This is a genomic window from Haloplanus salinarum (assembly GCF_024498175.1).
Classification (GTDB): domain Archaea; phylum Halobacteriota; class Halobacteria; order Halobacteriales; family Haloferacaceae; genus Haloplanus; species Haloplanus salinarum.
On sequence record NZ_CP101823.1, the window covers coordinates 2,566,974 to 2,592,600 of the forward strand.

Genomic DNA, 25,627 nt, shown 5'->3' on the forward strand with positions numbered 1-25,627 from the left:
GATCGGGGCCGTGCGGTCAGGATTCGGGACCCTCGGCCGAGCCGTATCGCTCCTCGACGGCACCGTAGTACCGCTCCAGAAAGTCGCTTCGCGAGAGCTCCTCGTCGTCCGCGATGTCGACGAGCAACGCCTCGAGTTCGTCCCGCGGCTGGTGACAGAGGTTCCGGTAGCACTCCTTACAGAGGTGTTCGAAGTCCTTGCCCCGTCGGCTCCAGCGATCCCCCTCCTTGTCGTACTCGCGGGCGTCGGACCGACGGAGCGAGGATCCACACGCGATGCAGACGACCGTCTTCCCGTCCGCGCCGCCGTCCGATCCCGAGCGCCACATAGTCGAGGCCAGGCACCACGCCCACTTAGCGTTTGTTACACGTCCGACGCGTGACGGACGTTCGAAGTGTTCGGACCACAACCGGTAAACCACGCGAGACAGTATTGATTGTTATGTCCTATACTATGGATATCGAGCTGTCCGGGGACTTCGATCACGTCGTCGACAGGACGGAAGCCGCCCTCTCGGAAGAGGGGTTCGGCGTCCTCTGTGACATCGACGTCCGGGCGGCGTTCGCTGAAAAGCTGGACTTGGACGAGACGTTCCGGCAGTACCGGATCCTCGGGGCGTGCAACCCCGCTCTGGCACACGAAGCCCTCGGCGAGGAGACGAAACTGGGGGCGCTCCTCCCGTGTAACGTCGTCGTCTACGAGACCGACGACGGGACGGTCGGCGTCAGTGCGGTCGATCCGACGACCCTTCTCGGCGTCGTTGACGACGCCGACTTCGATCACCTCGCCGACGACGTGCGCGAGCGTTTCGAGCGGGTCCTCGCGTCCGTCGCCGACGAGTAGCGCCGACCCTCCTCACCACGTGGAATCTACGCGTTCGAACGCCAGCGCCGACACGCTCGTCGGGGGGGACAGATCCCCGTGAACGTGCTCTGAATCAGGTTCGCTCCCGCGAACGCGTCGATGAGGAAGAACCACTCGTTGACGAACCAGCCGAGCAGGAATCCGATGAGCACGACGACACCGGCGAACCTGCGGACGAACCGATCACATTGATGTTCCATATTGGGAATAAAACACAATACTATAAAAATTCATCGACGGAACGGGCGACTTATGGACCGAGCGGTCCCAGACCCCAGCATGGAGGTCAAATCCCGCCACCACCTGCGGAGCGACGAGATCGGGGAGCTGACCGCGACGATCGAGGACGCGCTCGGAGTCGAAGTCGACGGCGACGCGTTCGAGCGTGTCGACCTCGTCGGTACCGAGTTCGACCTCGTCCTCGTCGACGGCGAGCCGGCGGTCTTCGTCGTCGACGACGAGCCGTTCCTGACGGTGCGGGGAGCGAACGCCTACCCGCCCGAACGCCGGGTCGTCACCGTCGACGCCGGCGCCGTTCAGTTCGTCAGCGACGGCGCCGACGTGATGCGCCCGGGCATCGTCGACGCCGACGACGCCATCGCGGCCGGCGACCTGGTCGTGATCGCCGAGGAGACCCACGGCAAGGCGCTCGCCGTCGGGCGGGCGTTCGAATCCGGCGCGGACATGGTCGGCGATTCGGGGAAGGTCGTCGAGTCGGTCCACCACGTCGGCGACGACCTCTACGAGTTCTCGGTCTGAGGATCGTATCGCTCCAGCGCGGCCTCGTATCCCCGCCTGGCCCGCCGGTAGGTCTCGCGCAGGTCCGCGACCGGCGAATCGCTGGCGTCGACCCGCAGGTCGTGATACAGCGGTTCCCCGCCGTCGGGCGTCGAGACGACGACGGCGGCGCTCCCGACTGGCAGTTCCTCGCGGCGGTCGCCGCCCGCCCGCTCCCCCGCCGCGAGCGCGGTGAGCAGGCGCCGGACGAGCGGCGCGTCGCGTTCGTTCTCGCGGTATCCCCGTACCATGGCCTCCAGTGTCGCCTCGTCGGTGAGCGACGTGCCGCCGGCGGTGTAGGCGTCGGCCGTCCGGTGGGCCGCGACCGGCCGGCAGTCGGCGCCGGTGTGGGCGGCGGTCGACGCGGCGTCGACGCCGTGGATCTGCCGGCCCGCGCCGTCGGCCGTCGCGTCGGCGAGCGCTGCGTCGATGGGGTCGCCGGCCGCGAGGGCCGCGAGACACCGCTCCCCGACCCCGGGGTCGGTCAGGCCGGCCGTCGCGACGGCGCCGTGGTCGCCGGCGTGCGGGCAGACGCTCCCCACCGCGGGGAGACGGGCGGCGGCCGCGACGCCGAACCGGTAGCGGGGGGTGTCCCTCTCCCCCTCAACGCGCTCCCGGACGCAGATGCTGTAGGTCACGGGCCAAGGCGTGGGCGCCGCGGTGAAAAGTCCGCCGTCGCCGTCCGTCTGACGCAAGAACTAATGAGGCGGTGGTGCCTGTACGTACTATGGGCATCATGAGCAAGATCCTCGGCGGGGGCGAGAGTCACAGCACCGAGGACTACGTCGAACTGAGCCTCGACGACTTCGACACGGCGCGAGCCGAAGCGGGGATGAGCGTCCACTTCGCGGAGATCAGCGAACAGCGCGACGCGATGGCGATCAAGGACGCCGTCTACGACGGCGACCTCGTCGTCGCGGACATCACGCGGATGAGCCCGAGCGACAGCGTGGTCGACCGGGTGCTGGAGGACCTCCGGCAGGTCGCCCGCGAGGTCGACGGCGACGTGGTCGTCAAGGAGGACGACCAAGTGGTCGTCACGCCGACCGGTGTGAAGATCAGCCGCGAGAAGCTCTCCTGATACTGCCGGCTGTAAGTCGATCAAGAGCTGCGCCACCCCCGAGTGGCGCAGCTCTTGAAACAGTTACAGCCGATAGTATGACGGGAGGTCCGTCCACCGGCCGGGGACGCCCGGACGCCGGCTGACGATCCTGCCGCCCCCGTCGCGACCGCCGGAACCGACAGGGTTTCGGCGGTCCGGCCCCCAGTCGCGCGTAGATGAGCAAGGACTACATCGAGGTTCGCGGGGCCGAGGAACACAACCTCAAGGACCTCGACGTCCGTATCCCCCGCGAGGAGTTCAGCGTCGTCACCGGGCTCTCCGGGTCGGGCAAGTCGTCGCTCGCCTTCGAAACGGTCTACGCCGAAGGGCAACGCCGCTACATCGAGTCCCTCTCCGCGTACGCGCGCAACTTCCTGGGCCAGATGGACAAACCACAGGTCGAGAGCGTCGAGGGGCTCTCGCCGGCCATCTCCATCGACCAGAAGAACGCCGCCAACAACCCCCGGTCGACGGTCGGCACCGTCACGGAGCTCCACGACTACCTCCGCCTGTTGTACGCCCGCGTCGGCACGCCCCACTGTCCGGAGTGCGGCCGCGAGGTGGGCGAACAGAGCGCCGGCCAGATGGTCCGGCGCCTCCTCGAACTGCCCGAGGGGACGAAAGCGAAGCTCTGTGCCCCGGTCGTCCGCGATCAGAAGGGCGCCTTCGAGGACCGCTTCGACGACCTGGTGAGCGAGGGCTACAGCCGTGTCGAGGTCGACGGCGAGCCCTACGACCTCACGATGGACCGCCCGGACCTCGACGAGAACTACGACCACACGATCGACGTGGTAGTCGACCGGGTGAAGATCGACCCCGACGCCCGCTCGCGGATCGTCGACTCGGTCGAGACGGCCCTGGCGGAGGCGGGCGGCGTCCTCAAGGTGATCCTCCCCGACCCGCCCGCCGGCGTCGAACTCGGCGGATCGACGGCGCGGTCGACGGGCGACCTGGCCGACGCCGAGGCGGACGGCACGGACGAAGCCGAGGGCGTCCCGGATCGGCTCGTCGTCGAGTTCTCCGAGGCCCTGGCCTGCACCCACTGCGGCATCGACATCCCGGAGATCGAAACCCGGAGTTTCTCCTTCAACAGCCCACACGGCGCCTGTCCGGAGTGTGAGGGGATCGGCAACACGAAGGAGGTCGACCCGGATCTCGTGGTGCAAGACGAGCGCAAGCCGCTGAAGGACGTCTTCGAGCCCTGGAGTTACAACCGGTCGTACTACCGCCGACAGCTCGACTCGCTGGCCCGCCACTTCGACGTCTCGGTCGACACGCCGTTCGCGGAGTTGGACGAGTCGGTCCAGGACGCCTTCCTCTACGGCACCGACGAGGACGTCCTGTTCAAGTGGACGACCAAGAACGGCGTCCGCCGGAAGGAGGAACCCTTCGAGGGCGTGATCGGCAACCTCGAACGCCGGCACGTGGAGACGGATTCGGACAACACCCGCGATCACATCGAGGAGTTCATGGCCGTCACCACCTGCCCCGAGTGCGAGGGGACGCGCCTCAAACCCTCCTCGCGGGCCGTCCTCGTCGACGGGACGGCCATCACCGCGGTCAACCGCATGAGCATCGCGGACGCGCTCGATCACTTCGAGGGGCTGGAGTCGAGCCTGACCGAGCGCGAGCGCACCATCGCCGAGGAGATCCTGAAGGAGATCCGGGCCCGCCTCGGCTTCATGGCGGAGGTCGGCCTCGAGTACCTCACGCTGGACCGCGAGGCGTCGACCCTCTCCGGCGGCGAGTCCCAGCGCATCCGCCTCGCCACCCAGGTCGGCTCGGGGCTCGTGGGCGTACTCTACGTCCTCGACGAGCCCTCCATCGGCCTCCACCAGCGCGACAACGACCGCCTGCTCGACACGCTCGAGGGGCTCCGCGACCTGGGCAACACCCTCCTCGTCGTCGAACACGACGAGGAGACGATGCGCCGGGCCGACTCCATCATCGACATGGGTCCGGGACCGGGTCGGCGCGGCGGCGAGGTGGTCGTCCAGGGCGACTTCGACACCGTCGTCGACTCCGAGGAGTCGATCACCGGCGACTACCTCGCCGGCCGCCGGGAGATTCCGGTTCCGGACGAACGGCGCGACCCCGGGGACGGGACGCTCACGATCCGCGGCGCCCGCCAGCACAACCTCGCCGACGTGGACGTCGAGGTCCCGCTCGGGCAGTTCGTCGCCATCACGGGCGTCTCCGGATCCGGGAAATCCACCCTGATGCACGACGTGCTCTACAAGGGGCTGGCCCGGGAGATGAACGACAACACCTCCGTCGACCCCGGCGACCACGACGCAATCGAGGGGTACGAGGCGGTCGAGACGGTGCGGCTGATCGACCAGTCGCCCATCGGCCGGACGCCGCGGTCGAACCCCGCCACCTACACCGGCGTCTTCGATCACGTCCGTGAACTCTTCGCGGAGACGAACCTGGCGAACCAGCGAGGCTACGACAAGGGCCGGTTCTCGTTCAACGTCAAGGGCGGCCGCTGCGAGGAGTGTGGCGGCCAGGGAACGGTCAAAATCGAGATGAACTTCCTCTCGGACGTCCACGTCCCCTGCGAGGAGTGTGACGGCGACCGGTACAACGACGAGACGCTCGACGTCACCTACAAGGGCAAGACTATCGCCGACGTCCTGGGAATGGAGGTCGACGAGGCCCTCGACTTCTTTTCGGCCAACCCCGGCATCCGCCGGCGCCTCGAACTCCTGCGGGACGTCGGCCTCGGCTACATGCGACTGGGCCAGCCGTCGACGACGCTCTCCGGCGGCGAGGCCCAGCGGGTGAAACTCGCCGAGGAGTTGGGGAAGAAGGATTCCGGCGAGACGCTCTACCTGCTCGACGAACCGACGACCGGCCTCCACTCGGAGGACGAACGCAAACTGGTCGAGGTGCTCCACCGCCTCGCCGACGCCGGCAACACGGTGGTCGTCATCGAACACGAACTCGACCTCGTGAAAAACGCCGACCACGTGATCGACCTCGGCCCGGAGGGTGGCGAGGGCGGCGGCGAGGTGGTCGCACGCGGGACCCCCGAGTCGGTCGCCCGCGACGACGCGTCCCACACCGGTCGTTACCTGCGCGACCTGCTCCCCGACGTCGACCTGACGGGGCCGCGGTCGGACCGGCGCAAGCCCGCGAAGGCGGCGAGCGACGACTAGTCCCGAGGATCAGGCGAACGCCCGGCGCACCGCGTCGGCCATCGCGTTCGCCCGCTGGCCGTGTTCGACCTCGTCGCGGATGCCGTTCGTGACGTAGGCCATCGCCACCCCCGAGTCGGGGTCACCCCAGCCGACGATACTGCCCAGGCCGCCGTGGCCGAACGTCGTCCCCGGCGCGAGCGTGCCGTACTTGTCCCACGCGGTCCCGGCCCGCTCGAAGCCGAGCGCGTACCGCCGCGGTACCCCCATCGTCCCGTCCGTCTCGACGTCGGCGTGGACGCTCGTCGCCGTCTCGACGGTGTCGGTCGACAGCAGTCGCGTCCCGTCGAGGGTACCGCCGTTGACGAGGCAGGCGTAGAAGCGCGCCATGTCGCGGGCGGTGCCCACGCCGGTCGCCGCCGGGACGACCGCCCGGCGGATCGACTCGCGGTTGAACAGCGCCGCGGCCTCGGCAGCGCTGCCCTCCAGTCCCACGCCGACGTCCCGGCAGCGCTCGCCCGGTTCGAAGCCGGCGAGCGTCGCGACGTCGTCGGGGTCGCCGTCCGGCAGACCGATCGAGGTGTCGACCATGCTCAGCGGTTCGAAGACGTGTTCGCGGGCGTAGGCGTCGACCGGCTGGCCGCCGACACGTCTGACGAGTTCGCCCACGAGGAAGCCGTAGGTGAGCGCGTGGTACGCGGCGGTCGACCCCGGACGGAATCGGGTGTCGAGGGCCTCCATCGCCGCGACGGCGTCCGCCCAGTCGGTCCACCGATCCGGGTCGTCGTCGAGGGGACCGTACGGCAGGCCGGCTTGGTGGCTGAGGACGTGCCGAACCGTCGCCGTCGCCTTCTCCGTGCCGGGGTCCGCGAACCCCGGCCAATGGTCGCGAACGGGGTCGTCGTAGGCCAGGCGGCCGCGCTCGACGAGGTGGTGGAGACAGATCCCGGCGTACGGTTTCGTGCACGAGAAGAGGACGTGCCGGCGGTCCGGCGTCGTCTCCGGGCCGTCGGGACCGACCGTCCCGGTCGCCAGGTCGAGGACGAGGTCCGTCCCGTCGTACACCGCCAACTGCGCGCCGTGGTGGAGGCCGGTCGCCGCGTGGCGCTCGAACACGCGCCGCACTCGGGTCGGGGGGTCGGCGTCGAACGTCGAAGCCATACGAGGGTGACGGGCGCGGCGGCCGAAAGCCCGTCGCTGAGAACAACCGAACTTTCGGTGGATAAATGAGGGTTGACCCGTTGGAAAGGGATATGAACGCGCGAGGCTGTGTGCTCGCCGCGCTCGTCGTCCTCGCGGGACTCGGTCCGGCGGGCGTCGGGACCGCAGCAGCCGCCGACGAGTGCGAGTTCCCCCTGACGCGGACGGACGCGACGGGGACGGACGTGACGGTGTCCGCCGACCCCGAGACGGTGGTGACGCTGAACCCCAGCGCCGCCCAGACGATGTACGAAATCGACGCCTGGGACGCAGTGGTCGGCGTCTCGACGTACGCCGACTACCTCCCCGGCGCGGACGAGAAGGCGTCGATCGGAACCGGCAACAGCGACGCGACGGTCGAGCAGACCCTCGCCCTGGATCCCGACCTCGTTCTCGCGCCGAACACCATCGACGACTCGGTCGTGTCACAGCTCCGAAACGGGGGACTGACCGTGTACCAGTTCGAGGCGGCCGAGGACTTGGACGACATCGTCGAGAAGACGCGTTTGACTGGTGATCTGGTGGGTGCCTGCGAACGTGCCGACTCCCGCGCCGACGAGATGGAACGGCAACTCGACGTCGTCGAGGGGGCGGTCGACGACGTGGAACGCCCCGACGTCTTCTACACCTTCTTCGGGTTCACCGCCGGCGAGGATACGTTCGTCCACGAGGTGATCGAAACCGCCGGCGGGAACAACATCGCGGCCGAGAACGCCGGGGCGAACGCGGACGGCCTCACGTCCGGCTTTTTCGCCGTCAGCCCCGAGGTCGTCGTCGAGACCGATCCCGCGTGGTTCGTCCTGAACAGCGACGAGTACGACCGCGCGACGGTACCGTCGGGTCCCGGCGGGGTCTACGAAGGCACGACGGCCTACCGGGAGGGCAACGCGGTCGTCCTCGACGCGAACGAGATCAGCCAGCCGGCGCCACGGATCGTCGACGCCATCCTCGACCTCGTTCGCGTCCTCCACCCGGAGGCCTACGAGACCGAGATCCGCGGGCGGATCGACCGGGAGGCACTCGACGGAGAACGCGGGACGACGGCCGAGCGCCTCGCCGACGGGAGCGTCCAGTTGCGGGCGTCGAACGTCGGCCGCGCGAACGAGGTGGGGTTCGCCCTCCCCGCCCGCGAGAACGTGACCGCAGACGTGCGCGCGGCGAACGTCACGCTCGCGACCGTGAACCCGACGTTCGAACTCCGACTGCGCTACGGCGGGAACCACACGGCGCCGAACGGCACCCGCGCCTTGGAGTCGATGCGTCTCTCCGGGAACGGCATCTTCGCGAACGACGTCGACCACCTGAGGCTCCGGGTAGCCGTGAACCGGAGCCGTCTCGACGGGGCCGATCCGGAGACGGTCACGCTCTATCGCGCGGGCGAGGGTGAGGGCGGGAGCGAGAACGGAAGCGACTGGGTGCCCTTGCGGACGACGCGGGTGAACGGGACGGCGACGAACGAGACGGCAGCGAACGCTACCGACGACACCATCGTCTACGAGGCCCGGACGACCGGCTTCCCGACGCTCCTGTTGGCCGTCGACGACCCGGACGCCACGGCGGCGACGAACCGGACGGCGACGGCGACGGCGACGGCGACGACGACCCCGACGGCGACACCCGACGGCGTGGCGTCGACGGCCCGAAGCCCGACCGCCGCGCGAACGGATACGCCATCGACGTCCGGGAGCGCGCCCGGCTTCGGGGCGCTCATCACGGTGCTTTCGATACTGCTCGCCGTCGGGTGCCGCCGATGATCGACCGTCGCGGGACGCTCCCGGTCGTCGGACTCACCGCCCTGGTGCTCGTGGCGGTCCCGGCGGCGGGCGCGGGGGTCGGATTCGGGGAGGCGAACGTCTCGCCGACGGCCGTCTCTACCGGCGCAACCACGACGGTCGACCTCTCCGTGAACGCGACCGGGGTGAACACCGGCGACGGAACGACGGGCGCGAACGTCACCGTGAGCGCGCCGGCGGCGCTCGATCTCTCGGGGGCGACGACGACGGCGTCGGCGACGACGCCGAACGCGACCGGCGTGACGGCGACGGTCGACGCGGGGACGAACGCGGTCGTCGTCTCGTGGGACGACGACGGCGGAATCGCCACGGAGACGGTATCCGTCTCCGTGTCCGTCGACGGCGTCGCCGTCGGTCGCACGGGGGACCACGAGGTGACGGCGACGGTCGACGCCGACGGCGACGGGACCACCGACGCCAGCGGGACGGTCGGCACCGTCACCGCCACCGCGACGGACAGCGACCGGAGCGTCACGACCGCGGGCTCGACGCTCTACCTTGGGGAGGAGGACGTAGACTTGACGGGACTCGACGGCGCGGCGCGGGCGGGCGAGGACGACCGGTTCTACGGCGTCGGTGGCGACGCCGAGGGTGGGGTCGCGACCGTCGACGACGCCGCCACCGCCGACGTGTCCCTGGGCAACGGGTTCACCGCCGGCACCTACGCGTTCGCGGCCGGCGGCCCCCGCGCCTTCTCGGTCGATCGCCCGAACGTGACGGCCGTCGAACTCTACGTCGGCGACACCGCGTCCGGCACCGAGGTGTCCGGGTCGTCCGTGCCACGGAGCGTCGGGACGCTCACGGTCGATCCGACGTTCGACTTCGCGGCGGCGGACGAGGCGAGGGTGACCGTCGAAGACGGTGACGGGCTGAACCTCACCGGCGAACTCGTCGACGATCCGACGGTCGCGAGCGACGACGGGACGGTCACCATGGACGTCTCGGAGCTCTCGACCGGCACCTACACGATCAGGGTCGAGGGCGCTACCGACCTCGATCACGTAAACGGATCGACGACGGTGCGAATCCGTCCCGAAGCCCGCACCGTCTCGCTGAGTCGGACGCGCGTCGTCCACGGCGAGTCGACGGTAGCGACGGTGAGCGGCGCGCCGGGCGCGACCCGGTACGTCCGACTGTCGGGCGACGCCCTGCGCGACGGCCAGTCGGTGACGGTCCCCACCGCGAACGCCGTCTTCGGCGGGGCCGAAGGACTGGTGTTCGTCGACGCCGACGACGCGGCCAACGTCATCTACGCCGTCGTTTCCCTCGACGAGGACGGCTTCGCTCGGGTGAAAATCGGGACGGACCGACTCGCCGAGGGCGACCACGACGTCGCGGTGGCACGCGACGCCACGGCCGACGACGAGGCGACGGTGCCGCTCACGGTGGCCGACCGTGACGTCTCGGTGACGCCCGCACGGTCGACACTGGCGGTCGGCGAGACGGTGACCGTCTCGGGGACGGCCCGCGGCGCCGACGATGTGAAGCTGTACGCCGCCGTCGGCGGCGAGTACGCCCCGCTGTACGAGGACGACGACGAACTCGCGGAGGCACGCGTCCGCAACGACGGCTCGTGGACCGTCGACCTCGACACCCGTTCGGTCCTGACCGTCCCGGGACGGTACCGGATCGTCGCACTCCCCGACCCCGGCGACGACCGCCTGGGATCGACCACCCGTCTGTCCGAATCGACGGTCGAGGACGTCGACGACCGCGGCACCACGACCGTCCGGACGGTCGATCCGTCGCCGTCGGCGTCGGTCTCGCGGTCGTACGCCGCCACCGGCACCGACGACGACGTACGGATCACGGGCCGGGCACCCGGGCCGGCCGAGACCGTCCGCCTCCACGTCGTCGGACCACGCGGCGCGGTCGACTCCCGGGACGTGTCCGTCGACGACGACGACGGGTTCGACGTCGACTACACCGCATTCGACGAGACCGGCACCTACCGGCTCCTGGTCGTGACGGCCGGCCGCGACGGCACGTTCGGCGCCGACGGCGATGCGACGACGGCCGTCGAGGCGGAACTCTCCGGCTCCGAGACACGACGCGAGGCGATTGCCATCCTCCGCGACGCCTACGGTGGCGCCGGCGTCGACGACCGGCTCGTCGCACTGAACGTCACCGCGGCCGACCCCCGAGTCGGCATCGCGGCGGTGCGCGAACGTGACGGGGGACTCGTCGTATCGGGGACCTCGAACCGCGAGAACGGGACGGTCGTCCTCCTCGACCTCCGAGACGGGAGTCGAACCGTCGCCGCCGCCGACGCCACGGTGAACGCCTCCGGCCGGTGGCGGACCGCCGTCGACGCAACCGCCCTCGACGCCGGCCGCTACACGCTCCATGCCGAGATACCCGAGGCGAACGACGAACGGACCGTCGAAGTCGGGACGGCACCCACGGCAACGGCGGCGCCAGCCGGAACCCCGACGCCCGACTCGGCTGGGGCGGGAGCGGCGACACCGACGTCGACACCCACGGCGACCCCGGCCGGCGCCACGGGCGGGACCGCCGGAGCAACCGAGCGGGCGAACCGAGCCGAGACGACCGGCGACGGCGCCGGGTTCGGCGTCGGCCCCGCGCTCCTCACGTGGGTCGTGGCGTGCCTCGTGGCGGCGGGACGGCGGCGGTAAGGCGTCTCCGTCGCAGTCAAAACCCCACGGCTCCAAGCGCCGGTGTGATGTACGTCGAACTCCCCGCCCGGCCGTCGGCCGGCCGCCGATCGCGTCGCGCATGAACGTCCGCATCCGTGGCATCTACACGACGGCGCTCACCCGCCGTTTTCTCGACGCCGATCACGCCGTCGTCGACGCCTCCGACCCCATCCGCGACCGGTTCGACGCGTCGTTCGGGACGGCCCCGTACGACGTCCACGTCGGGACGACCCGGGACCGGCAGGGCGTCGAGGCGACGGGAGACCCCGACGCGGTGGCGACGGCGGTCGAGCACCTGGACGCGACCCGCGACACTTTCGCGTGGCCCGCCGCGGCCCCGAAGGAGGCCGTCTTCGACGCCCGCGTGACCGAGACGCTGGGGAGCGGAGCCGTGTGTGACCTCGGCGACGCGGAGGGCTTTCTCCCCTTCGGCAACGCCACCGACCACGTCGCGGTCGGGGACCACCGCCGCGTCCGCGTCGCGGAGCCGGCGGCGCCGTGGATCGATCGCCGGCCCGTCCTCGACACCGACCTGCGGGTGCGGGCGGGACCGGCGACGCTCGTCCACGGCGAGTCGGGCGTGACCGTCGACACCCGCGACGAGGCGGCCGGGCGTGAACTCGCCGGCATGACGGATCTGCTGGGGATCGAACCGCCCGACGGCTGGGGGCTTCGGTGGAGCGACGCGGCGACCGACGCCGACATGGGACGGCTGGAGGCGGCGCTCTCGCGGGCGGTCGAGCGGGCCCAGGCGCTCCCCGTGGACGACCCGGTCGAACCGGTCCGTCGGCTGGCCGCACCCGCGGCGACGACGTGGGTGTGGTTCGGCCGCGAGGCGCGCTTCGCCCTCGATTCGGACCGGCGGGCGGTGACGACGACCATGACCGGCCACCACCGCGTCAAGGCGGCCTCGTCGGACGCGAGCCGCGCGGTCGACCTCGTGGAGGCGCTGTCGGACGACGACGCGGGACCGGCGGGCGAGGAGTTCCCCTTCGAGGCCGTCACCGACACCTTCGGCCCCGTCGCCGGCGACGACGTCCGCCTCGAACACGGCAAGCCCGACGGCCGGCTGATCGTCCTCGGTCGGGCCGCGGTGACGGACCGCGACCCCGACGGCACGCTCACGCTCCGCCGCGAGATGACCGCCGGCGGCACCTACGACGCCCTCGGCGTCGACCGTGAGGCCGGCGACGTGGCGACCACGAAGGTCCGCGAGGGGCGGTGGTGGTATCCGACCGTCTACCGCGACGCGGACGGGGAGCGCAAGGGGACGTACGTCAACGTCTGTACCCCCGTCGAGTGTTTCCCCGACGCCGTCCGCTACGTCGACCTCCACGTCGACGTGGTGAAAGGACCGGACGGCGAGGTTCGCCGAGTCGACGACGACGAACTCGACGCCGCCGTCGACGCCGGGCTGGTCTCCGCGGACGCCGCCGAGAAGGCGCGGTCGGTGGCCTCGGGACTGGTCGAGGCCATCTGACCGGGCCGACCCGTATCTCTTTGCGCGTCCCCGTCCATCCACGGGTATGCTCACGACCGACCTCTCCGACCGGGTCGCACTGGTGACGGGTAGCGCGAAGGGCGTCGGCCGCGAACTGGCCCTCTCGATGGCCGAGGCGGGGGCGGCGGTGGCGGTCCACTACCACACGAGCGCCGAGGCGGCGCGGGCGACGGCCGCGGTGGCCAGGGAGGAGAGCGGTCGCGCGACGACGGTACAGGGCGACGTGACCGACCCCGACGACGTCGACGCGATGTTCGACGCCGTCGAGACGGACCTCGGCACCGTCGACGTCCTCGTCAACAACGTCGGCGACTTCGCGCCCCGCCACTGGGAGGACATCGACTTCGAGACGTGGAACCGGGTGCTGGAGACGAACCTCAACGGCACCTACCTCTGTTCGAAACGGGCGCTCCCGGCGATGCGCGAGGCCGAGTTCGGCCGCATCGTCAACGTCGGCTACGCGGGCACCGAGCGGGCGCTGGTCTACCCGAAGAACTTCCCCTACCTCGTCGCGAAAACGGGCGTCATCATGTTCACGCGGATGCTCGCCAACGACACCACCGAGGACGGCATCACCGTCAACTGCATCTCGCCGTACGTCGTCGAGAACTCCGACGAGTTCCCCGACGAGGCGCCGCGCGGCCGGTGGGCCTCCTTCGCCGACCTGCGGCAGGTGCTCTTTTTCTTCCTCGATGCCGACAGCGACTACGTGAGCGGCGAGAACGTGGAGGTGGACGGCGGCTGGATTCCGGAGGCGCTCTAGGCGTTCGGGACGTCGTCGGGGTCGTCCTCGACGGAGCGTTTCATCGAGTCGCGGCGGGATTTGGCGTCCCGACCCGTCACCTCGAGCAGGAAGTCGTTTTTCGCGTTCACCGCGTCCTCGGCGGCGTCGGCGTGACCCTCCTCGATGACCTGTGCGGCCGGCTTCTCCTCGAAGTGCACCGCGAGCTTGTCCTTCTTGCCGCTGTACTCCGCCGCACCGGCGACGATGCGCTCGAACACGGGGTTGTCGGGCTCGCCGACCACGAAGAGGTCGTTCCCTTCGTACTCCTCGGTTCCCGTGACCGAGCCGAAGTACTCCTCGACCGTCCCTTTCAGATCCGGCGCGTTCTCGTCCAGAGTTTCCCCGCGACGCATCTTGTACTCCTTCATGCCGTCCGATTCGGAAGGCGACGGTTTACCAGTTTCGTCCTCCCGACGACCGTCACCGCTCGCGCTCGGCGATGTAGCCCTGGTGACACTCGGGACAGATGTCGCCGGCGCGCATCGACGACCCGCCCGCACCCCGGGCGTGACCACAGTTGGGACAGAAGAACTCCGTCTCCGCCGCCGTCGTTCGGTCGTCGCCGACGGGTTCGACCTCCTGGGCGGCGACGAACTGCTTGCCCGCGGCGCCGCCGGCCGCCTCGGTCGTCCCGTTCGCGGCGGTGCCGTCCCCGACGGCGGGCCCCACCTCCTCGTCGAGAGCGACGTCGTCCGGCGCCGCGTCGCCGGGCGCCGCGTCGAATCCCTCGTCCTCGCCCTCGGGGTCGGGCCACCCCTCGCCTTCGACCACGGTCGTGCCGTCGTCGGCCTCCGGGACGGCCGCCGTCTCCTCCGCGTCGTCGGCGGTGTCGGCGGTGGTGTCGTCGGCACCGGGCCACTCCCCGGGCTCCCGGTCGACACTCGGTCCGTCGTCGTCGAGGATAACCGCGTCGTCCTCCTCCGCGCTGGGCGACGGATCGGTATCGGCCTCGGCGGTCGCCGGGTCGTGGGCGGGCGACGGGTCGGCCTCGGCGGTCTCCGACTCGTGGGCGGACACCGGATCGACGTCGGCCTCGACGGCCGGCTCCGACCCCGAGTCCGGATCCACCTCGGCGCCGTCGTCCGCCGGCTTCCCCCCGGTGGCCGGCGTCTCCGCGTCCGTCGTCGCCTCCGCCTCGGCGTCGTCGGCGTCCAGATCGGGCGTCACGCCGCCGCCGAGTCCCGTCGTCACGCCCTCCTCGGTCGGGTCCCGCACGGGGCGGACCTCCTTGTTCTCGCTGACGATCCGGCGTTCCCCACACCGCTCACAGGTCTCGACGGTCCGGTACGTCACGACCACCTCGTCGCCGCGCTCCTCCCGCTCACGCTCCACCTCGCGGTTCGCGTATTCGTGTCCCAGTAGGCACCTGAGTCCCATTGGGCACGGATAGCGGGGGCACCACCAAAAGCCTCCGTCAGACGCCCGTCCGACGGGTGAGCCCGGCGGTCGGTACTGGTAAACCGACCGCGGCCGTTACCACCGCTCATGAAGGCCAAACGGGAGTTCCGGGACCGCGCGGACGTCGAGGTGGCGGTCCTCGACGCGCTGGTCGACCGCGGCGAGGACGGCATGACCGTCTTCGAACTCCGTGCGGCCGTCGAAGTCGACATCGACACGCTCGAAGACGCCCTCGCGGAGCTGAAGTCGGACTCGCTCATCGTCGTCGAATCGAACGACGGCCGGACGGTCGTGCTCCCGGACGACCGCGTCGTCCCCGACCCGAGGGAGGCGCCCGCGGAGGACGAAAGCCTGCTCGACGCCGTCCGCGACCGGCTGGGACTCTGAACCCCCGGCCGCCGTCCACACCCTCGCCGTCGCCACCGGCCAGTCCCGACGCACCCCCGACCGCGGCGCTTTTTCCCCCTGCCCGCCTACGGGTCGTCGATGACACGGGGTCTCCACGCCGACTACGGCGCCGAGTTCGAGACGCGCGACGGGCGAACCGTCGTCGCCCACTACGGCCGTCCCGAGCGCACCCACCTCGCGGTCCGCAACGGCGTCGGCGTCATCGAGATGGACTACGGCGTCGTCGTCGTCGAGGGAGCCGACGCCGTCGACTTCGTCGACAACACCGTCTCGAACCGCGTCCCCGCGGCCGACGGCGAGGGCTGTTACGCGCTCCTGCTCGACCCCCAGGGCGGCATCGAGACCGACTGTTACGTCTACAGCGCCGACGAGCGCCTGCTCTGTTTCACCCCGGCGGAGCGTGCGACGCCCCTCGCCGAGGACTGGAGCGACAAGGTGTTCATCCAGGACGTCTCGGTCCGCGACGCCACCGACGAGTTCGCCGTCTTCGGCGTCCACGGCCCGTCGGCGACCGAGACGGTCGCCACCCTTCTGGCGGGGGCGAGCGTCCCCGAGACGCCCCTGACGTTCGTCCGCGGCTCCCTCGCCGGCACCGGCGTGACCGTCGTCGCGACGGACGAGCAGACCGGCGAGACGGGCTACGAGGTCGTCTGTGCCGCTGACGACGCCGAGGACGTCCTCGACGCCCTCCTCACCCGCGGCACGCCGACGACGCCGGTCGGCCACCGGACCTGGAACACGTTGACCCTCGAGGCGGGGACGCCGCGTTTCGACACCGAACTCGTCGGCCGCGTGCCGAACGTCGCCGGCGTGCGCAACGCGCTCGACTTCGACAAGGGATGTTACGTCGGCCAGGAGGTCGTCTCCCGCGTCGAGAACCAGGGGCGGCCCAGCGAGCGACTGGTCGGCCTCACCCTCGATACCGTCCCCGACGCGGGCGCGACGGTCGTCGACGCCGACGGCGCCGACGTCGGCGCGGTGACCCGCGGCGCCACGAGTCCGTCGCTCGATCGCCCGGTCGCGCTCGCGTACGTCGACAGCGGAACCCTCGAGGACGGCCCCGACCTCGCAGTATCCGTCGACGGCGAGACCGTCGACGTGACGGTGACGGCCCTCCCCTTCGTCGAGGGGAGCGGTCGCTCGGCCCGCCTGCCCCGTTACTCCGACTGACCCGCGTCCGTCCGCGTCGGATCGTCGTCCCCCCGCCAGGGGAGGAGGCCACCCGCGAGCGCGCGGAGGTGTGCCGCCGAGAAGAAGGAGGTCGGCCGATCCATGTGGACCCCGATTTCGCCGTCGAGCGCCCCGAGTCCGAGCCGCTGGACCGGATCGGGCAGGGAGTACGCCCGGCGGATCAGCCCCCCGAGTCGGATCTCGCGGCCGAGTTCGGCCCGCCACGCTCGCTCGTAGGCCGCGAGCGTCGTGGGGTCGTCGGGATCGATCGTCTCGGCGGCACGGTCCGCCGCCGTCATGCCGTAGAGGATGCCGCCGCCGGTGAAGGGTTTGGTCTGGGCGGCGGCGTCGCCGACGAGGAAGACCCGGTCGCCCGTGACGGTGTCGGGCGGACCGATGGGGATCCCCCCCGAGCAGCGGCGATCCGTCTCGACGCCGTAGGCGTCGGTCAGGCGCTCGAAGCGCTCGGTCACGTCGGCGCCGGGCGGCGCCGCGAGGCCGTACTCGACGCCCGCGTCGCCGCGAGGGATACGCCACGCGAAGAAGCGCGGCACCGTCAGGTGGACGTCGACGAAGTCGCCGTGGTCCGGCGTCTCGTCGAACGCGAGGACGCCGTGGAGCGTCTCGGACGGCTCCGGGAGGCCGGCCTCGCGGCGCACCCGCGAGGCGGGACCGTCACAGCCGGCGACCAGTCGCGTCTCGAACGTGACAGTCCCCCCGTCGGCCCGGGCGGTCACCGTCGCGCGGTCGTCCGCGACGGTCACGCCGGTGACGGTGTGGCCCTCGCGCACGTCGGCGCCGGCGGCCCGCGCGGCGTCGGCGAGGGTGCGATCAAGCGCCACGCGGTCGATGACGTTCGACACCTCGTCGGTCTTGTAGAAGGGGTAGGCGCGGGACCCGGGGCCGCCGAGGTGGAAGTTCGCGCCGTAGACGCGGTTCTGTCGGAGGTCGGCCGCGCTCCCCTCGGGCACGTAGTCCCAGATGTCGGTGCTGACGTGGCCGGAGCAGGCGAGCGGCGTTCCTACCGTCCCCTTCTCGAGGGCGAGGACGTCGTACCCGGCCTCGGCGGTCCGGCGGGCGAGGCGTGCCCCCGCCGGCCCGACGCCGACCACGACGAGATCGTACATAGCCGTACTAGCCGCTCGGCGGGACAAATACTCGGCGGTCCGGGTCGTCGCGGCGAGCGCCCGGGCGTCGTCATAGTGTTTATTGTAACTGTTTACCGGTGGTTCGCCGGGACGGGTCGGCGAACCACCGGCAATGACTTACGATAATCACTATCAGTCGTCGGCGGCGGGGACGCCGGCGGGGTCGGTGCCGGTCGACTCGTCGCCCTCGGTCCCGCGGGGGAAGTTGTCGATGGTGTCCGCGCGGAACGCCGCCTCGTCGAACTCGTAGTCCGCGTCGAGGAAGTCGAGCACCGTCCGCGTGTCACGCATGGCGTTTTTCAGACACGTCGAGGCGCCCGGCGAGGGCGTGATGTTGAAGACGATGTCGTCGCCGACGATCTTCGCCTCGCCCATGTCGAGGGACTTCGCCGAGGTATCGACGATCTGTGGACGGACACCCCCGTACCCCTTCGCGCGCTCGATGTCGTCGAGGTCGACGTCCGGGACGACCTTCCGGACGTGCGGGAGGAACTGCCGGCGCCCCACCTCGGGGAGGTCGTACACGAGGTTCCGCAGGACGTAGGGGAGGAGGACCCGATCGGAGAGGATGTTGGCGTAGCTGAGCGCCGCGGCGGCGTTCAGCCCGAACACGTCGAGGAAGTCGGTCACCGTCGAGAGGCGGCCGCGTTCGAGCGCGGGCACGAGCTTCGCGGTCGGCCCGAAGCGCGTGATGCTCGAATCGTGGACGTCGGCGTCGCCGTGGACGGCCGCGAAGGGGAGTTTCTTCATCTGCAGGGTGTATACCTTCCCGTTCAGGAGGTCGTCCGCGAGGAAGAAGCTCCCGGCGACGGGGAGCAACACCTTGTCCTGGCCGTAGCCGAGTTCCTTCGCGATCTGGAGGCTGTGACAGCCGGCGGCGACGACGGCCGCCGAACAGTCGAAGCGGCCGTCCTCGGTCTCGATCGTGTAGCCGTCGAGCGTCGGCGTGACGTCCGTGACCGCGGTCCCCGTGTAGACGTCGACGTGTGGCTCGTCGTCCGCGCGGTCGACGAAGGACTTCGCCGTCTCGCCGTAGTCGACGACGTAGCCGTCGGGGGTCTGGAGCGCCAGGAGTTCGGTCTCGGGATCCCGCCCCTCGACGACAGCGGGTTCGATCTCCGCGATCTCCTCGCGCTCGATCGGCCGCAGTTTGGGGAAGAGGTCGCCGAACCCCTCCTCGTCGTAGCGGCGTTCGAGCTTTGACACCTCCTCGTCGCCGACCGCGAGCACCATCTTGCTCCGCTTTGCGTGCATCTCGCGGTCCGCGTCGTGGTGCTCCAGGTAGCCAGCGAGGAGTTCCGCCCCCTCCTTTACCTCCTCCGCCTTCTCTAAGGTGTAGTTCGTCTCGATGTCGCCGAAGTGGAGGGTCTGGGAGTTGTTCGTGTGATGTGAGTTGATGGCCGCGATCTCCGACTCCTTCTCGATCAACGCGATCGAGTCGATGTCGGTGAACTTCGCGGTGGTGTAGAGGAGCGATGCGCCGCTGATACCGCCGCCGACGATGACCAGATCGTACGTACCAGACATAGTTGCCCCGTGGTAGCTACGTCCACGACTGCGCTCCAGCCTCATAACTCATTTTTTCTCCGTCTCGTTATCGACAATTAACGAAGCAGCTTCTCGACGGGAGACGGCGGCGGCTCACCACTGCTGGAGGGCCCGCGAGCCGTGGGTCCGCGAGAGGACGCCGAGAAACGTCGCGGCGCCGGCGAGGGCGGCGAACCCGCCGAGGAAAAAGACCCACTCGATCCCGAACCGGCCCATCACCCAGCCCCCGGCGAGCGGCGCGAGGACGCTCCCCGGCTTCCAGACGAGCGAGCGGACGCCGAAACTGCTGGCGATGCCCTCGCCTTTCCCCTCGTCGGCGAAGAGAGCCATGCTGGCCGGCTCCCGGACGGCGTCGGCGATCCCGAGCAGCCCGTTCAGGACCAGCGCGGCGACCACGGCGCCGGTCACCCGGCCCGCGGTCGGGACGGAGAGGTCGACGAGGCCGGCGACGGCGGGGGCGAAGGGAAAGGCGAGCGCGACCAGTCCGTAGGCGCCGCCGCCGAGGAAAACGAAGAGGGCCCGCCCCCGTCGGTCCGAGAGCTGGCCGACGACCGGCTGACAGAGCATGTTCGTGAACTTCTCGACGGCGAGGACCGCCCCGACCACGACCGTCCCGTACGCGAGGCCGCCCTGGGCGGCGGAGACGCCGACGAAGATGGGCACCCACTGGCGGACGAGCGAGACGGCGACGGCGTACTGGGCGCGGAAACTCGTGAGCGTCAGGATGCGGCGGTTCAGGGCGAAGTCGGTGAACGCGAACCCGCCGATTCGCGTCCGGTCGCCCTCGACGAACAGACGAACGGCCACCGCGGCGACGAACAGGAGCGTCGCCAGGAGTCCGAACACGACGCGAAAGCCCGTGAGCGTATACAGCACGCCGGCCCCGAGGGTGCCCACGATGCCGGCGGCCATCCGGAAGGCGTTGTACCTGCCGATGCGGTTGGCTCGGCCGTCGTCGGGGGCGAGTTCGCCCACGAGCGCGAGGCTCAACAGCCCGGCGCCGGCGAGGCCGAACCCCTGGAGCACCCGCGCGATCAGGAACCCCTGAACCGTCGTCACGCCGGCGAACAGGACGTACGCGACGACGCTCACGAGGAGGGCCCCGACGAGGAGGGCCCGCTTGCTGTACCGGTCCCCCGCCCACCCCAGCGGGACGATGCCGGCCGTCCGGGCGAGTTCGAGGGCCGTGATGAACAGCCCGACCGTCACCCCCGTCGCCCCGAGCGCGTCGATGTAGTCCGGGAGGAGCGTCAAGACCGTCATGTAGCCGAAACTGGCGGCGAACCGGGTGACGTAGAGCGAGGAGAACTGCAGGTCGTCGCGAGCGATGTCCATCCGGACGCCGCCTCACGGTGAGCACACAAAACCGGTTCGGAACGCGCGCGACGTGCCGACGGCGGTCCGGGCCAAGAAATTAAACGCTGGACGCCGAGTCGGAGGTATGTCGCGTAGACGGGACCCGGTCGAGGAGCGCGCCGGCGCCGACGTCGACCTGTACGACATCGCCACGTGGGAACCGCGCGGGGTGCTCGACGGGGTGGCGTCGGGCATCTATCGCGTCTTCGTGGCGTCGACTCGGCTGTTCGTCGTCGGCGTCGCCCTCCTCATCCTGATCGGGATCGGGGGGCTGAGCGCGCTGACCGATCCACAGATCGGTGCGCTGACGCTCCTCTCGGCGCTCCCGGCGCTCGCGCTCGCGCTCTACGTCCGCCGCTCCGACGTGACCAGCGGCGAACCGCTCTCCGTACTCGTCGCAACCTTCCTGCTCGGCGTGTTGACCGCGAACTTCGCGGCCGTGCTCAACTCCTACTCGCAGGGGCTGTTCGCCGGGTTCGGCTTCCTCGGCACCGCGCTGTTCTTCTATCTCGTCGTCGGGCCCGTCGAGGAGACGGTGAAACTCCTCGCGGTCCGGCTCTACGCCTACGGCCACGACCGGTTCGAGGCCGTCCTCGACGGCACGGTGTACGGGGCCGTCGCCGGCCTCGGATTCGCCACCATCGAGAACGCCCTCTACATCACCCAGAGTCTCGACGCGCCGACGGCCACCGCCGGCCTCGGCCTCATCGGCGTCGGCGGCGGCATCACCGCCGTCCGCGCGCTCGCCGGCCCCGGCCACGTCATCTACTCCGCCTTCGCCGGCTACTACCTCGGCCTCGCGAAGTTCAACCGCGAACACCGCGGCCCGATCATCGTCAAGGGCCTCATCGTCGCCGCCCTCATCCACGCCACCTACAACACCACCGTCGGCATCGGGACGGGGCTGATCGGCTTCGCGACCGGTCTCGGTCAACTCCCCTCGTTCCTGCTCTACGTCCTGCTCTACGACGGGGTCTTCGGGTTCGTGCTCTTCCGGAAGATCCGACGGTACAACCGCACCTACCGCACGGTACACGACGACGAGCGGGCCGAGGAGTCGGCCTTCGCGTCCGAGCCGACGGAGTTCGACCCCTAATCGACCAGCCGCTCGACGTATTTCGCCACCACGTCCACCTCGACGTGGACCGGATCGCCCGGCGCCTTCGACGAGAGCGTCGTCAGATCGTAGGTCGTGGGGATCACCGCGACGCCGATCCGGTCGCCGTCCCGGTCGGCGACGGTGAGGCTGATCCCGTCGAGCGCGATCGAGCCCTTGTCGACGACGTACCGCCCCAAATCGGCGGGCAGGTCGAACTCGAACCGCCAGTCGTCGCCGACGCGTTCGACCGCCGCGACCGTCGCCACGCCGTCGACGTGTCCCTGCACGATGTGGCCGTCGAAGCGCCCGTCGGCGGGCATCGCCCGCTCCAGGTTGACGGCGTCGCCGACCTCGACCGCCCCGAGGTACGTCTTCGCGACCGTCTCGGCCGCCAGGAACACTTCGAACCAGTCGTCGCCGTAGCCCTCGACGGTGAGACAGACGCCGGAGACGCTGATCGACTGTCCCGCCGCGAGCCCGTCGAAGTCGTGACCGATCCGGAGGCGACGGCCCCCGTCGGCGTCGTCGACGCCGATCACGTCGCCCGTCCCCTCGACGATACCGGTGAACATACTCCCCCTTGGCCGCCGCGGGGGTAAGTGGTTACGACATCCGTCGCGGCCGTTTTTTCATCCCCCACCACGTAGCGTCGGCGATGCGACTCGGGATCCTCGACACGCTCGGGCTGGTGGCGACCGTGATCTTCGCCGTCCCGGTGGGGGTGTTCGGGGTCGAGACGGCCCTCGCCGGGCGGCCGATGCTCGGCGTCGGACTGATCGTCGTCGCGGCGCTGATGGTGCTCCTGCCCCAGCGGCTCACCACCCCAACCGACCTGCCGGCGGCAGTCGTCGAACGCGTGGTCGGGGGCGCGGTGACGGAGCCGGACGACGACGAGGAGTGACTACCGGTACGCGTCCGGCGACAGCGACGTGGGGAGGTCACCGAGGACCCGACAGCCCGACTCGGTGACGACGTAGAACGCCCCGATCCGGATCCGGCCGCGGTCGGCCGCGGGGTCGGGGTCGACCGCCGTCGGATCGAGGACGAACACCTGCCCCGCGGCGAGCGGCGTCTCGTCCGAGCGGTCGATCGGGTCGCCCGCGGCCGTGCGGGCCACGGGGTCCTCCGTCGGGGTCAGCCCGTAGGCCCCCAGTTCCGCGACCGCCTCGTCGACGAGTCGTCCGGCGGGGCGGCCGGGTTCGGCGACGCGGGAGACGGCGTCGTGGGCCATCTCGACGGCCACGGCCGCACGGCGGTCCCACCCGCCGCCGCCGTCGACGACGAAGGTGCGGGCGAGGGGGGCACCGAGGACCGCCGGACGGACCGCCACGACGACCGGTTCGCCCGGCTGGATCCGGTCGCCGCTCGGACGGACCCGTGTGTCGGCGTCGCCGCCCGCCTCGGCGACGGCGGCCTCGGCGGCGGTCGCCAGCCGTTCGGCCGTGAGGGGGTCGCCGTCGGCACGGAGGCGACCGTCGACTACCGTGGCTCCGTCGAGGCGGGTCGCCACGGCGCGGTGGCCGGCGGCGACCGTCGAGAGGGCACGCTCCGTCTCGGTGGCGTCGACCACGGCCTCAGGGCTCCGGTTCGGGCACCGGCGTCGCCTGGGCCTCGTCCAGCATCTCCTCGGCGTCCGTCTCGCGGAGTTCGTCGTGCAGGAGGACGCTGATGGGGAGCGTGGGGGCGCCGCCGATCAGGTTCTCCAGCAACACGAGCCGTTCGCGGGCACGGCTCATCCCGACGTAGAACACGCGGCGCTCGTTGTCGGTGAGGAGGGGCACGGGGCTGGTGTGGGCGGTGAACTCCTCGACGCCGGGGACGTCGGTCGGATCGTCGACGCTCGCGGCCATCTGCTCGACCACCTTCTCCGTGAGGTCGGTACAGACGAACACGTGGTCGGCCTCGCGACCCTTCGCGGAGTGGATGGTGCCGACGCGGACGCGGCTCGGATCCATGCCCGCGTAGTCGCCGCCGAAGTAGGCGTCGACGGCCTTCCGCTGGAAGCTCGTCACCTTGCGGAGCATGTCGCCGGCGGCGGCGGGTTCGGGCATGAACGGCGCGTGATCGCTCACGACGTCGGGGTCGATACTGATCTCGGCGATGTCGTCGGTGTCGGCGGCCTCCTCCCGGTCGTCGAGGTGGTCGTAGAAGTCGTCGCGGTCGTTGGTGCCGAACGCCGAGTCCTGGAGCATGTCGGCGAGGCGACGCGCCTCCAGTCCCGTGATCGGCTCGTCGGCGTCGATCTTCTCGACCGCGCGGACGTACTGGGTGAGGCGGTCGGTCCACATCCGCTGGTCGGTCATGACCGAGAAGGGGATGCCCTTGGGGAGGAAGTCGTCGATGAACTGGAACATCTGGTAGCGTGCCCGGAACAGGACCATGATCGTCTCGTCGGTGGTGTCGACGGTGTGCTGGACGTTCCGCACCACCTCGAACATCGAGGGGCTCTCGATACCCTCGACGACGCCGCCCTCCTTGCGGGGGTTGAGGTCCTTCTCCTGGCGTTTCGTGATGTGACGGATCTCGCGGTTGACGACGTTGAGGATGCGCGAGGGGAGCCGATAGGAGTTGGGGAGGACGACGTCCTCGTCGACCTCGGCGTCGAGCAGGATGCTCGGGTCGGCGCCCTGCCACGCGTAGACGACCTGGTCGTCGTCGCCCGCGATCAACACCCCCTCCATGTGCGGTTTCCACTCCTCGTACACCTCGTACTGGAGCGTGGTGATGTCCTGGAACTCGTCGATGACGAGGTAGTCGACGTGCGGGACCAGGGAGCGTTCGGCGACGCGTTCCAGCATGTCGGCGAAGCCGACCAGCCCGTGTTCACCCTTGTACGAGCGCCACGCCCGGATCACCTTCGGCACGTCGATGCGCTCGTCGTCGGCGGGCCAGGTCGGCGTGTACTTGTTCCCCTCCTGGGCGTTGGGGTCGACGTCGGGGGGGAGACGGACCGTCTCGACGTCCCACTGGAAGGGCACGTCGTACCAGTCGGCGACGTCGCGCCGGGTGCGCTGGAGCCACTGGCTCGTCGCGATGATCTTGTTGCCGAGCGTCGTCGACCGGGCGGTTCGGCGGCCGGCGCCGCCGTACTCGTCCTCGTACTCGACGCCGTACTCCTCGCAGAACTCCTGTTTGTCGCTCTCGCCGACCACGTCGCCCCGCGAGAGGTCGAGCAGTTCGTACGCCTTCGCGTGCATCGTACAGACGTTGCCCTGGAGCGCCCGGGGCGACGTATCGAGGCGTTCGGCGAGTCGCTCGCGGACCTCCGCGGCGGCGGCACGGGTGTAGGAGACCACGAGCACGTCGCGAACGTCGACGTCGTCGTCCTCCAACAGGTCGTCGACGCGGTCGAGGAGGGCGGTCGTCTTCCCGCTACCGGGGCCCCCGAAGAGGCGGGTGACCGTGGCGTCGTCGCTCATAATCCGTTCACACGCCCCCAGTCGTGATAAACGACGTGGCTCGCCGACCCGTCAGGCCGCGGGGTCCCAGCCACAGACGGAACAGTCGGCGGCCGACTCGTCGTGCAGCGCCCCACAGTCCGGGCACTGCAGCTTGTTATAGGATCGTTCCCAGCGTACCGGTGTGGTCTCGTGGCCGTTGTCCGCGAGGAACTGGTCGAACAGTTCGTCGTCGCGTGCGCTGGGTTCGGCTGCCATACACGCTATGGTACGCCATACCATTA

The 25,627-nt window shown here is 70.3% G+C and carries 25 protein-coding genes; 12 read left to right on the plus strand and 13 right to left on the minus strand.

Translation table 11 applies throughout. From position 1 onward, the window contains the following. Positions 1-16: 16 nt before the first annotated feature. Positions 17-328, minus strand: coding sequence for a DUF7562 family protein (locus NO364_RS13445; RefSeq protein WP_157690357.1), 312 nt, complete (start codon positions 326-328; stop codon positions 17-19). A gap of 113 nt (positions 329-441) precedes the next feature. Between NO364_RS13445 and NO364_RS13450 the strand changes: the two genes are divergently transcribed. Continuing rightward, positions 442-843 (plus strand): DUF302 domain-containing protein, encoded by a 402-nt coding sequence (locus NO364_RS13450; RefSeq protein WP_257627781.1) that lies wholly within the window; start codon positions 442-444, stop codon positions 841-843. 26 nt (positions 844-869) lie between these two features. Here NO364_RS13450 and NO364_RS13455 read toward each other — a convergent pair whose 3' ends face one another. Next, the gene (locus NO364_RS13455; RefSeq protein ID WP_157690355.1) at positions 870-1,064 is read right to left on the minus strand and encodes a YgaP family membrane protein; all 195 of its coding nucleotides are present in this window, start codon (positions 1,062-1,064) and stop codon (positions 870-872) included. Between the two features lie 79 nt (positions 1,065-1,143). On the opposite strand from NO364_RS13455, the gene NO364_RS13460 reads away from it, so the two are divergent. After that, positions 1,144-1,623, plus strand: a complete 480-nt coding sequence (locus NO364_RS13460) for an RNA-binding protein (RefSeq protein ID WP_257627782.1) — start codon at positions 1,144-1,146, stop codon at positions 1,621-1,623. On the opposite strand, the gene NO364_RS13465 is transcribed toward NO364_RS13460, so the two are convergent. Continuing rightward, positions 1,605-2,279, minus strand: coding sequence for a DUF1028 domain-containing protein (locus tag NO364_RS13465; RefSeq protein WP_257627783.1), 675 nt, complete (start codon positions 2,277-2,279; stop codon positions 1,605-1,607). The two genes, NO364_RS13460 and NO364_RS13465, sit on opposite strands and share 19 nt — an antisense overlap. Before the next feature lie 89 nt (positions 2,280-2,368). Here NO364_RS13465 and NO364_RS13470 point away from each other — a divergent pair, with 89 nt between their 5' ends. Continuing rightward, a complete protein-coding gene (locus tag NO364_RS13470; RefSeq protein WP_157691242.1) occupies positions 2,369-2,722 on the plus strand; it encodes a cell division protein SepF in 354 nt (117 codons plus the stop codon). A gap of 197 nt (positions 2,723-2,919) precedes the next feature. Next, positions 2,920-5,904, plus strand: coding sequence for an excinuclease ABC subunit UvrA (uvrA, locus tag NO364_RS13475; RefSeq protein ID WP_157690352.1), 2,985 nt, complete (start codon positions 2,920-2,922; stop codon positions 5,902-5,904). 9 nt (positions 5,905-5,913) lie between these two features. Here uvrA and NO364_RS13480 read toward each other — a convergent pair whose 3' ends face one another. Next, positions 5,914-7,044, minus strand: coding sequence for a serine hydrolase domain-containing protein (locus tag NO364_RS13480; RefSeq protein ID WP_257627784.1), 1,131 nt, complete (start codon positions 7,042-7,044; stop codon positions 5,914-5,916). Positions 7,045-7,136: 92 nt separating this feature from the next. On the opposite strand from NO364_RS13480, the gene NO364_RS13485 reads away from it, so the two are divergent. From NO364_RS13485 to NO364_RS13500, 4 genes are all read left to right on the plus strand, one after another. Continuing rightward, entirely contained in the window at positions 7,137-8,837 is a 1,701-nt protein-coding gene (locus NO364_RS13485; RefSeq protein WP_257627785.1) for a PGF-CTERM-anchored ABC transporter substrate-binding protein, read from the plus strand. Beyond that, complete coding sequence (locus NO364_RS13490) at positions 8,834-11,512, plus strand: hypothetical protein (protein ID WP_257627786.1); 2,679 nt, start codon at positions 8,834-8,836, stop codon at positions 11,510-11,512. Before NO364_RS13485 ends, NO364_RS13490 begins: the two co-directional genes overlap by 4 nt. Positions 11,513-11,612: 100 nt before the next feature. Continuing rightward, positions 11,613-13,013 (plus strand): ribonuclease FAU-1 family protein, encoded by a 1,401-nt coding sequence (locus NO364_RS13495; RefSeq protein WP_257627787.1) that lies wholly within the window; start codon positions 11,613-11,615, stop codon positions 13,011-13,013. Positions 13,014-13,059: 46 nt separating this feature from the next. Then, a complete protein-coding gene (locus NO364_RS13500) occupies positions 13,060-13,797 on the plus strand; it encodes an SDR family NAD(P)-dependent oxidoreductase (protein WP_157690347.1) in 738 nt (245 codons plus the stop codon). Here NO364_RS13500 and NO364_RS13505 read toward each other — a convergent pair. Continuing rightward, positions 13,794-14,186, minus strand: coding sequence for a DUF5611 family protein (locus tag NO364_RS13505; protein WP_157690346.1), 393 nt, complete (start codon positions 14,184-14,186; stop codon positions 13,794-13,796). The two genes, NO364_RS13500 and NO364_RS13505, sit on opposite strands and share 4 nt — an antisense overlap. 52 nt (positions 14,187-14,238) lie before the next feature. Continuing rightward, a complete protein-coding gene (locus NO364_RS13510; RefSeq protein WP_157690345.1) occupies positions 14,239-15,195 on the minus strand; it encodes a DUF7093 family protein in 957 nt (318 codons plus the stop codon). A 108-nt stretch (positions 15,196-15,303) separates the two neighbouring features. On the opposite strand from NO364_RS13510, the gene NO364_RS13515 reads away from it, so the two are divergent. Both NO364_RS13515 and ygfZ read left to right on the plus strand, forming a co-directional pair. Next, positions 15,304-15,603, plus strand: coding sequence for a DUF6432 family protein (locus tag NO364_RS13515; protein ID WP_157690344.1), 300 nt, complete (start codon positions 15,304-15,306; stop codon positions 15,601-15,603). 99 nt (positions 15,604-15,702) lie between these two features. Then, on the plus strand, positions 15,703-16,794 hold the full coding sequence (ygfZ, locus tag NO364_RS13520; RefSeq protein ID WP_257627788.1) for a CAF17-like 4Fe-4S cluster assembly/insertion protein YgfZ: 1,092 nt from the start codon (positions 15,703-15,705) through the stop codon (positions 16,792-16,794). Here the strand turns inward: ygfZ and NO364_RS13525 are convergent. The 3 genes from NO364_RS13525 to NO364_RS13535 all read right to left on the minus strand — a co-directional run bounded on the left by NO364_RS13525 (position 16,782) and on the right by NO364_RS13535 (position 20,819). Continuing rightward, positions 16,782-17,921 carry a geranylgeranyl reductase family protein gene (locus NO364_RS13525; protein WP_257627789.1) on the minus strand — a complete coding sequence of 380 codons (1,140 nt, stop codon included), beginning with the start codon at positions 17,919-17,921 and terminating at the stop codon, positions 16,782-16,784. The genes ygfZ and NO364_RS13525 overlap by 13 nt on opposite strands. Positions 17,922-18,074: 153 nt before the next feature. Continuing rightward, complete coding sequence (locus NO364_RS13530; RefSeq protein ID WP_157690341.1) at positions 18,075-19,469, minus strand: FAD-dependent oxidoreductase; 1,395 nt, start codon at positions 19,467-19,469, stop codon at positions 18,075-18,077. 114 nt (positions 19,470-19,583) lie between these two features. After that, positions 19,584-20,819 (minus strand): MFS transporter, encoded by a 1,236-nt coding sequence (locus tag NO364_RS13535; protein WP_157691240.1) that lies wholly within the window; start codon positions 20,817-20,819, stop codon positions 19,584-19,586. A 112-nt stretch (positions 20,820-20,931) separates the two neighbouring features. Here NO364_RS13535 and NO364_RS13540 point away from each other — a divergent pair, with 112 nt between their 5' ends. Beyond that, on the plus strand, positions 20,932-21,942 hold the full coding sequence (locus NO364_RS13540; RefSeq protein ID WP_157690340.1) for a PrsW family intramembrane metalloprotease: 1,011 nt from the start codon (positions 20,932-20,934) through the stop codon (positions 21,940-21,942). On the opposite strand, the gene NO364_RS13545 is transcribed toward NO364_RS13540, so the two are convergent. Then, complete coding sequence (locus tag NO364_RS13545; protein WP_157690339.1) at positions 21,939-22,517, minus strand: riboflavin synthase; 579 nt, start codon at positions 22,515-22,517, stop codon at positions 21,939-21,941. The two genes, NO364_RS13540 and NO364_RS13545, sit on opposite strands and share 4 nt — an antisense overlap. An 83-nt stretch (positions 22,518-22,600) precedes the next feature. Here NO364_RS13545 and NO364_RS13550 point away from each other — a divergent pair, with 83 nt between their 5' ends. Further along, positions 22,601-22,846 carry a DUF7533 family protein gene (locus NO364_RS13550; RefSeq protein ID WP_157690338.1) on the plus strand — a complete coding sequence of 82 codons (246 nt, stop codon included), beginning with the start codon at positions 22,601-22,603 and terminating at the stop codon, positions 22,844-22,846. On the opposite strand, the gene NO364_RS13555 is transcribed toward NO364_RS13550, so the two are convergent. From NO364_RS13555 to NO364_RS13565, 3 genes are read right to left on the minus strand one after another with little or no spacing between them, the layout of a single operon-like run. Next, positions 22,847-23,515: a M24 family metallopeptidase gene (locus NO364_RS13555; RefSeq protein ID WP_257627790.1), complete on the minus strand. Its 669-nt coding sequence runs from the start codon at positions 23,513-23,515 to the stop codon at positions 22,847-22,849. 4 nt (positions 23,516-23,519) lie between these two features. Next, the gene (locus NO364_RS13560) at positions 23,520-25,364 is read right to left on the minus strand and encodes a UvrD-helicase domain-containing protein (protein WP_157690336.1); all 1,845 of its coding nucleotides are present in this window, start codon (positions 25,362-25,364) and stop codon (positions 23,520-23,522) included. A gap of 51 nt (positions 25,365-25,415) precedes the next feature. Next, a complete protein-coding gene (locus NO364_RS13565; RefSeq protein ID WP_199243647.1) occupies positions 25,416-25,601 on the minus strand; it encodes an HVO_0416 family zinc finger protein in 186 nt (61 codons plus the stop codon). Positions 25,602-25,627: the final 26 nt, after the last annotated feature.

Excerpts from the sequence above, each read along its gene's own strand:
- NO364_RS13445 (WP_157690357.1), bottom strand. The coding sequence starts at position 328 with ATGTGGCGCTCGGGATCGGACGGCGGCGCGGACGGGAAGACGGTCGTC.
- NO364_RS13450 (WP_257627781.1), top strand. The coding sequence starts at position 442 with ATGTCCTATACTATGGATATCGAGCTGTCCGGGGACTTCGATCACGTC.
- NO364_RS13455 (WP_157690355.1), bottom strand. The coding sequence starts at position 1,064 with ATGGAACATCAATGTGATCGGTTCGTCCGCAGGTTCGCCGGTGTCGTC.
- NO364_RS13460 (WP_257627782.1), top strand. The coding sequence starts at position 1,144 with ATGGAGGTCAAATCCCGCCACCACCTGCGGAGCGACGAGATCGGGGAG.
- NO364_RS13470 (WP_157691242.1), top strand. The coding sequence starts at position 2,369 with ATGGGCATCATGAGCAAGATCCTCGGCGGGGGCGAGAGTCACAGCACC.
- uvrA (WP_157690352.1), top strand. The coding sequence starts at position 2,920 with ATGAGCAAGGACTACATCGAGGTTCGCGGGGCCGAGGAACACAACCTC.
- NO364_RS13480 (WP_257627784.1), bottom strand. The coding sequence starts at position 7,044 with ATGGCTTCGACGTTCGACGCCGACCCCCCGACCCGAGTGCGGCGCGTG.
- NO364_RS13485 (WP_257627785.1), top strand. The coding sequence starts at position 7,137 with ATGAACGCGCGAGGCTGTGTGCTCGCCGCGCTCGTCGTCCTCGCGGGA.
- NO364_RS13490 (WP_257627786.1), top strand. The coding sequence starts at position 8,834 with ATGATCGACCGTCGCGGGACGCTCCCGGTCGTCGGACTCACCGCCCTG.
- NO364_RS13495 (WP_257627787.1), top strand. The coding sequence starts at position 11,613 with ATGAACGTCCGCATCCGTGGCATCTACACGACGGCGCTCACCCGCCGT.
- NO364_RS13500 (WP_157690347.1), top strand. The coding sequence starts at position 13,060 with ATGCTCACGACCGACCTCTCCGACCGGGTCGCACTGGTGACGGGTAGC.
- NO364_RS13505 (WP_157690346.1), bottom strand. The coding sequence starts at position 14,186 with ATGAAGGAGTACAAGATGCGTCGCGGGGAAACTCTGGACGAGAACGCG.
- NO364_RS13510 (WP_157690345.1), bottom strand. The coding sequence starts at position 15,195 with ATGGGACTCAGGTGCCTACTGGGACACGAATACGCGAACCGCGAGGTG.
- NO364_RS13515 (WP_157690344.1), top strand. The coding sequence starts at position 15,304 with ATGAAGGCCAAACGGGAGTTCCGGGACCGCGCGGACGTCGAGGTGGCG.
- ygfZ (WP_257627788.1), top strand. The coding sequence starts at position 15,703 with ATGACACGGGGTCTCCACGCCGACTACGGCGCCGAGTTCGAGACGCGC.
- NO364_RS13525 (WP_257627789.1), bottom strand. The coding sequence starts at position 17,921 with ATGTACGATCTCGTCGTGGTCGGCGTCGGGCCGGCGGGGGCACGCCTC.
- NO364_RS13530 (WP_157690341.1), bottom strand. The coding sequence starts at position 19,469 with ATGTCTGGTACGTACGATCTGGTCATCGTCGGCGGCGGTATCAGCGGC.
- NO364_RS13540 (WP_157690340.1), top strand. The coding sequence starts at position 20,932 with ATGTCGCGTAGACGGGACCCGGTCGAGGAGCGCGCCGGCGCCGACGTC.
- NO364_RS13545 (WP_157690339.1), bottom strand. The coding sequence starts at position 22,517 with ATGTTCACCGGTATCGTCGAGGGGACGGGCGACGTGATCGGCGTCGAC.
- NO364_RS13550 (WP_157690338.1), top strand. The coding sequence starts at position 22,601 with ATGCGACTCGGGATCCTCGACACGCTCGGGCTGGTGGCGACCGTGATC.
- NO364_RS13560 (WP_157690336.1), bottom strand. The coding sequence starts at position 25,364 with ATGAGCGACGACGCCACGGTCACCCGCCTCTTCGGGGGCCCCGGTAGC.
- NO364_RS13565 (WP_199243647.1), bottom strand. The coding sequence starts at position 25,601 with ATGGCAGCCGAACCCAGCGCACGCGACGACGAACTGTTCGACCAGTTC.